The organism is Amycolatopsis echigonensis (genome assembly GCF_014174495.1).
Classification (GTDB): Bacteria; Actinomycetota; Actinomycetes; order Mycobacteriales; family Pseudonocardiaceae; genus Amycolatopsis; species Amycolatopsis echigonensis.
Genome location: NZ_JACJHR010000169.1, coordinates 1 through 7,563, shown reverse-complemented (window position 1 = coordinate 7,563; position 7,563 = coordinate 1). Strand labels below are relative to the sequence as shown.

General features: G+C 69.8%; 10 protein-coding genes, 1 tRNA gene, 1 pseudogene and 1 riboswitch. Of the genes and pseudogenes, 5 read left to right on the top strand and 7 right to left on the bottom strand.

Annotated elements, in window-relative coordinates; genetic code table 11:
• Nucleotides 1-6 precede the first annotated feature (6 nt).
• Nucleotides 7-414: a YciI family protein gene (locus H5411_RS45505; RefSeq protein WP_101437146.1), complete on the top strand. Its 408-nt coding sequence runs from the start codon at nt 7-9 to the stop codon at nt 412-414.
• Nucleotides 411-1,568 carry an RNA polymerase sigma factor gene (locus H5411_RS45500; protein ID WP_101437145.1) on the top strand — a complete coding sequence of 386 codons (1,158 nt, stop codon included), beginning with the start codon at nt 411-413 and terminating at the stop codon, nt 1,566-1,568. Before H5411_RS45505 ends, H5411_RS45500 begins: the two co-directional genes overlap by 4 nt.
• A 23-nt stretch (nt 1,569-1,591) precedes the next feature.
• Here H5411_RS45500 and H5411_RS45495 read toward each other — a convergent pair whose 3' ends face one another.
• From H5411_RS45495 to H5411_RS45485, 3 genes are all read right to left on the bottom strand, one after another.
• Complete coding sequence (locus tag H5411_RS45495; RefSeq protein ID WP_101437144.1) at nt 1,592-2,860, bottom strand: serine hydroxymethyltransferase; 1,269 nt, start codon at nt 2,858-2,860, stop codon at nt 1,592-1,594.
• Between the two features lie 21 nt (nt 2,861-2,881).
• A riboswitch (ZMP/ZTP riboswitch) is annotated at nt 2,882-2,970 on the bottom strand.
• Between the two features lie 48 nt (nt 2,971-3,018).
• Entirely contained in the window at nt 3,019-3,537 is a 519-nt protein-coding gene (locus H5411_RS45490; RefSeq protein WP_101437143.1) for a gamma carbonic anhydrase family protein, read from the bottom strand.
• Nucleotides 3,538-3,556: 19 nt separating this feature from the next.
• Nucleotides 3,557-4,144, bottom strand: a complete 588-nt coding sequence (locus tag H5411_RS45485; protein ID WP_183127908.1) for a TetR/AcrR family transcriptional regulator — start codon at nt 4,142-4,144, stop codon at nt 3,557-3,559.
• Nucleotides 4,145-4,266: 122 nt separating this feature from the next.
• On the opposite strand from H5411_RS45485, the gene H5411_RS45480 reads away from it, so the two are divergent.
• Nucleotides 4,267-4,725, top strand: coding sequence for a GreA/GreB family elongation factor (locus H5411_RS45480; RefSeq protein WP_101440980.1), 459 nt, complete (start codon nt 4,267-4,269; stop codon nt 4,723-4,725).
• 47 nt (nt 4,726-4,772) lie between these two features.
• Here H5411_RS45480 and H5411_RS45475 read toward each other — a convergent pair whose 3' ends face one another.
• The 3 genes from H5411_RS45475 to H5411_RS45465 form a co-directional block, all read right to left on the bottom strand.
• Nucleotides 4,773-5,219 (bottom strand): hypothetical protein, encoded by a 447-nt coding sequence (locus H5411_RS45475; RefSeq protein WP_183127907.1) that lies wholly within the window; start codon nt 5,217-5,219, stop codon nt 4,773-4,775.
• A 102-nt stretch (nt 5,220-5,321) separates the two neighbouring features.
• Nucleotides 5,322-5,657, bottom strand: coding sequence for an ArsR/SmtB family transcription factor (locus H5411_RS45470; protein WP_183127906.1), 336 nt, complete (start codon nt 5,655-5,657; stop codon nt 5,322-5,324).
• Entirely contained in the window at nt 5,647-6,078 is a 432-nt protein-coding gene (locus H5411_RS45465) for an SRPBCC domain-containing protein (RefSeq protein WP_101437139.1), read from the bottom strand. Before H5411_RS45465 ends, H5411_RS45470 begins: the two co-directional genes overlap by 11 nt.
• Nucleotides 6,079-6,186: 108 nt before the next feature.
• Here H5411_RS45465 and H5411_RS45460 point away from each other — a divergent pair, with 108 nt between their 5' ends.
• Nucleotides 6,187-6,651, top strand: coding sequence for an SRPBCC family protein (locus H5411_RS45460; RefSeq protein WP_183127905.1), 465 nt, complete (start codon nt 6,187-6,189; stop codon nt 6,649-6,651).
• Between the two features lie 124 nt (nt 6,652-6,775).
• On the opposite strand, the gene H5411_RS45455 is transcribed toward H5411_RS45460, so the two are convergent.
• A tRNA-Thr gene (locus H5411_RS45455) sits at nt 6,776-6,849 on the bottom strand.
• Nucleotides 6,850-6,976: 127 nt separating this feature from the next.
• Here H5411_RS45455 and H5411_RS45450 point away from each other — a divergent pair.
• Nucleotides 6,977-7,563: pseudogene (locus H5411_RS45450) on the top strand (hypothetical protein); the annotation flags it as partial.

Sequence of the window (7,563 nt, the reverse complement as noted above, 5' to 3'; positions counted from 1 at the left end):
ACCACGATGGCCAAGTACCTGCTGCTCAAGCACTACCGCGGCGCGCCGGCTTCGGTGAACGACGTGCCCATGGACCAGTGGACGCCCGAGGAGGTCACCGCCCACATCCAGTACATGCGCGACTTCGCGAAGCGGCTCGAGGAGACCGGCGAGTTCGTCAGCGAGCAGGCGCTGTCCTCGGAAGGGACGTGGGTCCGCTACGACGGGGAGGGCCGCCCGCCGGTCACCGACGGTCCGTTCGCCGAGACCAAGGACGTCATCGCGGGCTGGATGCTCATCGACGTCGACAGCTACGAGCGCGCGCTCGAACTGGCCGCTGAGCTTTCCGCGGCGCCCGGCGCGGGCGGCAAGCCGATCCACGAATGGCTCGAGCTGCGCCCGTGCTACGGCGTCAAGCCCACGGTGACCGAATGAACGAGGAGTTGCTGCGGGAACTCGTGCCCGCGGTGATCGGCATCCTCGTCCGGCGCGGAGCGGACTTCGCGTCGGCCGAGGATGCCGTCCAGGAAGCACTGATCCGTGCGCTCGACGCGTGGCGGGACGATCCGCCGCGCGACCCGAAGGCGTGGCTCATCTCCGCCGCGTGGCGTCGGTTCCTCGACGCCACGCGGTCGGAATCCGCTCGCCGGGGCCGGGAAGTGGCCGTGGACGCCGAGCCACCGCCCGGTCCGGCGTCCGCAGTGGACGATTCGCTCCAGCTGTACTTCCTGTGCGCGCACCCGTCTTTGACGCCGTCGTCGGCCGTCGCGCTCACGCTGCGCGCGGTCGGCGGGCTGACCACGAAGCAGATCGCGCAGGCGTATCTGGTGCCGGAAGCGACGATGGCGCAACGGATCAGCCGGGCGAAGAAAACCGTGTCCGACGTCCGGTTCGACGCGCCCGGAGACGTCGCGACCGTCCTGCGCGTGCTGTACCTGGTGTTCAACGAGGGCTACTCCGGCGAACTCGACCTCGCCGCCGAGGCCATCCGGCTGACCCGGCAGCTCGCGGCGGGTTTCGACCATCCGGAAGTGGCCGGTCTGCTCGCGTTGATGCTGTTGCACCACGCCCGCCGGGCGGCGCGGACGACGCCGGACGGCAGCCTCGTGCCGCTCGCCGAACAGGACCGCAGCCTATGGGACACCCGGCTGATCGCCGAGGGCGTCGACATCCTGCAGGCGGCGCTGGCCCGCGACCAGCTGGGCGAGTACCAGGCCCAGGCCGCGATCGCCGCGCTGCACGCCGACGCCCTCGCCGCGGAGGAAACCGACTGGGTACAGATCGTGGAGTGGTACGACGAGCTTCTCGCGCTGACCGACAGCCCGATCGTCCGGCTCAACCGGGCGGTCGCGGTCGGCGAGGCGGACGGACCTCGGGCAGGGCTGAAGGCGCTGTCGGAACTGGACGAAAAACTGCCGCGGCACCGGGCCGTGGCGGCCTACCTGCACGAGCGCGACGGCGACCTCGTCACGGCGGCCCGGCTGTACCGCGAAGCGGCGGAGAAAGCGCCGAACCTCGCGGAGAAGGAGCACTTGACCCGCCAGGCCGCGCGGCTCAATCAAAAGCTCGTGAGTGGCGATCACGGTTAGAACCGCGATCGCCACTCACGACGTCACTCGCTGTACCCCGGGATCGGGAACGGGTGCAGGAACTCGCGGATCTCCGCGGCGATCGTGTCCAGCGCGCCGTCCTGCTGCGCCGCCGCGGCGGTCACGGTCCGGTCGATCCAGTCCGCGACCTGCACCTGGTGCTCGGGCTTGAGCCCGCGCGTGGTGATCGCCGACGTGCCCAGCCGGATGCCGGACGGGTCGAACGGCTTGCGCGGGTCGAACGGAACGGTGTTGTAGTTCAGCTCGATGCCCGCGCGGTCCAGCGCCTGCGCGGCGGGCTTGCCGGGCACTGCCTTGTTGGTCAGGTCGATCAGCAGCAGGTGATTGTCCGTGCCGCCGGAGACCAGGTCGTACCCGCGTTCGACCAGCGCTTCGGCCAGCGCCTTGGCGTTCGCGACGATCGTGTGCGCGTACTCGGAGAACGACGGCTGCTGCGCCTCCCCCAGCGCGACCGCGATGGCGGCCGTCGTGTGGTTGTGCGGACCGCCCTGCAGCCCCGGGAACACCGCCTTGTCGACCGCCTTGGCGTGCTCGGCGTCCGACAGGATCATCGCGCCGCGCGGACCGCGAAGGGTCTTGTGCGTCGTCGTGGTGATGACCTGCGCGTGGCCGACCGGAGACGGGTGCGCGCCGCCCGCGATCAGGCCGGCGATGTGCGCGATGTCGGCGACCAGCACGGCGTCGACCTCGCGGGCGATCTCCGCGAACGCCGGGAAGTCGATGGTGCGCGGGATGGCCGTGCCGCCCGCGAAGATCAGCTTCGGCCGGTGCTGGCGGGCGAGGTCGCGGACCTGGTCGAGGTCGACGCGGCCGGTTTCCTTCCGTACGCCGTAGCGGACCGGCGTGAACCACTTGCCGGTCGCGGACACGCTCCAGCCGTGCGTGAGGTGGCCGCCGTCGGGCAGCGCCATGCCGAGCACGGTGTCGCCCGGTTTGGCGAACGCCAGGTACACCGCGAGGTTGGCCGGGGAGCCGGAGTACGGCTGGACGTTCGCGTGGTCGGTGCCGAACACGGCCTTCGCGCGCTCGATCGCCACCTGCTCGACCTGGTCGATGAACTGCTGGCCCTCGTAGTAGCGCTTGCCGGCGTAGCCCTCGGAGTACTTGTTGGTGAGCACGCTGCCGGTGGCTTCGAGCACCGCCTGCGACACGTAGTTCTCGGACGCGATCAGGCGGATCTTGTCGTGCTGGCGTTTCGCCTCGTCCTCGACCAGACCGGCGATCTGCGGGTCCGCCGCGGACAGTGCGGACAGGGCGGGCTGGTGTGTCATGGCGTGCTCCGGCTCTGCAGTGGCCTTCACCCAGGCGCGCGGTGCCGGCCTCGTCGTCGCTCCCCGGTGGTGCTCCACCTTTTTTGAATGCGCCAGTCGCTGCTGCGGGAAGCAGTTTAGTGCACCCCGCCAGGGGCGTCCGGACAGCGGGAACGGGCTCAGACCTGCTCGAGTCCGCCGCGGTGGCGCCGTGCGAGTTCCTGGTAGACCGCCGCGTTGTGCTCGACCCACACTCGCGCGGAATCGGTGAGTTCCACGAACTTCTTCGCCGGGCTGCCCATCGCGATCATTTCCGCCGGAACCTCGGTGCCCGGCGTGACCGTCGACCCCGCCGCGACGAACGCGCGCGGTCCGATCACCGCGCGGTCGAGCACCGTGGAACCGTTGCCGATCAACGCCTGTTCGCCGACCGTGCAGTCGTGCACGAGGCACTGGTGCCCGACGGTCACGTTGCGGCCGACCTCGGTCATCTCGGGTCCGGAGTGGATCACCGAGTTGTCCTGGATGTTCGCGCCCTCGCGGATGACGATCGGGCCGAAGTCCGCGCGGATCACCGCGCCGTACCAGACCGAAGCGTCCTTCTCGACGGTCACGTTGCCGATCAGGGTGGCGGTGGGGGCGATCCAGGCGTCCGGGTGAACCTTCGGGCTGACGCCGTCCAAGGAGAACAAAGGCATGCCGGGAGCCTAAGCGGCGTCAGCGGTAACCGGCGAAGCAGAGCGCCTCGATGTCGCCGCGGAGGCTCGCGGACGAGCGCGGCCGGACGCGTTGCTGCACCACCGCGCCGAGCAGATAGCTCAGCAGCGAGCGGGCGCGGGCGCGCGGATCGTCGACATTGAGCGGGGCGAGCAGTTCGACGAGCAGCTCGGTGATCGAGGTGAGCATGGCGTCGATCGCCTGCGGATGCTGCGCGCGCCCGGCCGCGATCCAGTATTCGAACCAGAGGAACGCGCCGCGCGGATGGTCGGCGAACTCGGCGAGGTAGGCCTCGGTCACCGCGAAAAGCCGTTTGCGCGGGTCTGAGTGCTTGTCTGCGACCTTGCGCAGTCCCGCCGCGAATGCGTTGATGTGCGCTGCCATGGCCCGGTCGATGAGCACGTCGATGTCGGCGAAGTAGTAGTGGATCGCGCTCTTGGTGAGCGGACCGGCCTCGGCGATCGCGCGTACCGTGCAGCCGGCGAGCCCCTCGCGGGCCAAGACCTTGCGAGCCGCTTCGACGATCAGTTCCTGCTTTTGCAACTGGTTGGGCGACAGCTGCGCGCTGCGGCCGGGCACGGCGGTCACGGTGATCCTCGTTACGTTTGTCAGGACGGCAGCCCTGAATCCTAGGCCAGTCGTCCCAACGTCTTCCCGCGGGTGAAAAACCGGATTGGCCACCCCGGTCCGTGCAGCGGACAATGCCCGGCATGGTGATCTCAGGGGACAAGGGGCTCAGCGAGGCGGCACGCCGTCAGCTGGAGAAGGAAATCGCGGACCTGCGCGCACAACGGGACGCGCTCTCGCCGCAGCCCGGCGAGCAGGAACGCACGGGGGACGCCGCCGACCAGGCGGACGTGATCGACCGCGCCGAGGCAGCGGCGCGGCTGGACCGGCAGATCGCCGACGTCACCGCGAAGCTGGAGCACGGCGCGTACGACAGCTCGCTGCTTCCCGACGGCACGCGGGTTTCGCTGCGGTTTTCCGACGGTGACGAGGAGGAGTTCACCGTGGTGACCCTTCCCGGCGAGGACGCCGACGCGATCACCTCCGACAGCCCGCTCGGCCTCGCCCTGGCCAATGCGAAGGCCGGCGAGGAAATCAGCTACCGCACCCCGCGCGGGCAAGCCACCGCGACGGTGCTGAAGCTGACGCCGCCCGCGCACTGACCACACAGGACAGACAGTGGCCGCCCCGGTTTTCGGGGCGGCCACTGTCATTTGTCCGCGTTGGCCACCGTTTCGGCCTGATACGCGAACACTCCGTCAGCCTCGACCGCGACGTGCCAGCCGCCGCAGTCCTTGTCCATCCGCTTGTGCTCGCCGGCCGGCCACCAGTCCGCGGTGAGCGTCGGAGCCTTCGCCTCGGCCTTTCCCGGCTTGCACAGTTCAGGCAGGCCCGACAGACCTGGTTGGTAGCGCAGGATCCGCTCCGAACCGGTGGTGCGGATCAGCTCGGTGACCGACTTCGCGTCGTCAGGCACCCACGACGGAAGCCGGGCGTCCGGGTTGGCCTTGCCCTGCTTTCCGGTGTCGTAGGAAACCGCCTTCACGTGGCCGTTCGACTTCTCCTCGACCGAGGCTCCGAGGCCGCACGACGCGACCGCGGCCAAAGCCGCGATCCCGGTCGCGGTCAGGAGCACCTTGTTCCGCACGTTGTTCATGGCTTCCAGTCAACTGAGGCTGGCGTGCCCCGCCCTCGTTCTTCCGGCCCATCCTGCTGGCCAGCCGGCCGACTCCGTCCCTCACATGAGTGAAATCGCGAGTCATTCTTCGCGGTTGAGATGAGCCTGCAGGGCGGCGAGCGGACTGTCCCAGTCGCGGGCGAGCGCGGCGAGGAACTGCTGCGCTACTCGCATCGGTGCGGAGTCCAGCCGGTACCGCACGCGGCGGCGCTCCCCGGGTTCCCCGGCGACCAGTCCAGCGTCGGAGAGCAGACCGAGGTGCTTGGCGATCGCCTGCCGCGTGATCGGAAGCCGGCCGGCCAGATCCGTCGCCGTCGCCGGACCGCGCGCGGCCAGCTCGGCGAGGATCGCGCGCCGGGTCGGGTCGGCGAGCGCGGCGAAAACCTGCTCGGCGACCGCTTCGGGATCAGGCGGCATCGAGACTGGCCGCCAGTTCGTCCAACTCGCGCGCCCAGCCTTCGAGGTGCGAACCGTACGTCGCCGGGTACTGGCTGTCCGGCAGCTGCGCGAACCCGGATTCGACCACGGTGAGCCGGGTTCCGCCCGCACGCGCCTGCAGGGTGAACTCGACGTACGTCCGCCTCGGATCGTCCTCCGGCATCCCGTCGACCTGCCAGGTGAAGCCGAACACCGCCGGCTCCTCGACGCGCTCGACCCGGATCTCGGCACTGCGTTCGCCAGTCCACGCGACCCGCCCGAGGCCGCCCGGGCGCAGGTCGAGCTCGGCCTGGTCGCCGAACCAGGCGCGCAGGCCGTCCGCCGTGGTCAGCGCCGTCCACACCGCCGCGGGCGGCTGTGCCAGCTCGACCGTCCGCTCGATGCGGTCGGGAAACCCCATGCCGTGCTCCTTCCGGGCCGAGCCTAGGCAACCACACCCTATTGACGCAACCACCTGGTTGCCATAATGTCGCAACCGTTCAGTTGCATTAAGTCGAGAGGAAACCTCATGAACTCCTTCACCGCCGAACTGACCGTCGACCGCACGCCGGAGGAGGTTTTCGCCGCGATCACCGACGTCCGAGCCTGGTTCAGCGAGTCGATCACCGGCGTCGCGAAGGCGGCCGGCGACGCGTTCTCGTTCATCGACAAGAGCATTCCGACGAGCCGGATCCGGGTCACCGAACTCGTGCCCGGCCGCCGGGTCGCCTGGCACGTCGAAGACGCGTACCTCGCCTTCATCGACCAGCACGACGAGTGGAACGACACCCGGATGACCTTCGACATCACCCCGGACGCGGACGGCACGAGGCTGCGCTTCACCCATCACGGCCTCACCCCGGACCGGGCCTGCTACCAGGACTGCTCCCGAGGCTGGACCAGCTGCGTCCAAAGCCTGGGAACCTTGCTGACCACCGGCACCGGCGAGCCGATCCCGAAATCGGCTGCCCCGGAAGGACATCCGGCCGGGTAACCCGGCACCGGCGGGCACCGCTCAGGGCCGTTCCCCTAACGGGTGAATCTGGGGAAGCCGAGCACTCGCCCGCGAAACGACTCAGGCCCCATCCGAACTGCTTCGGATGGGGCCTGATCTGCGGAGCCGCCTGGGGGAATCGAACCCCCGACCTATTCATTACGAGTGAATCGCTCTGGCCGACTGAGCTAAGGCGGCACGCCGCTGTGCGACGGTCAACAGTGTAGCGGAGGCATGGTGCGTCACCTTGCGGGGGCCGCGTCGTTAGGCTCCTATGACTTCGGTCTCACTCCCCGACCCGGCGATCCACTGGAGGACCCGGCACATGCAGCGAAGACTGCCCCGTGCGCTTGCGGTACCCGCAACTGCCGCGTTGCTGCTGCTCCTGGCCGCGCCGGCCGGTGCGCAGGAGATTCCGACGACGCCGATCCCGCAGCCGAGCAACCCCTCCCAGCCGCCCGCGTCGGCTCCCATCGGGCCGCAGCCGCTCGGGCACGCGGTCGGCGACGCGGGGACGGCGCTCGGCGTCCTGCGGCTGCTGCCGAACTCGGTCACCACGAGCACGATCCTCCCGGGCTTCGGGCAGACGCTGCCGAAGCAGTCCGCGCTCGAGGCGGGCATGGGCCTGTCCAGCGCGTCGGCGAACTCGGAGGCCTACCTGTCCTACGAGAAGGCGATCGCGCAGTCGTCGCCGTTCGGGCTGGCCGCCGGGGGCCAGGCTCCGCAGACGCCGGGCAGCCTCGTGCAGACCGCGCTGCCGGACAACCCGAAGGAGATCAGCGGCGGTCTCAACGCGCCGTCGAACCCGCTGCTGAACGTCGGGCTGCTCAACGGCACCGCGCACGCCCGCTGGAGCGAATCGCTCGGCCCGTGCGTGGACCCGATCGCCGACGCCAGCACGTCCGTCGCGAG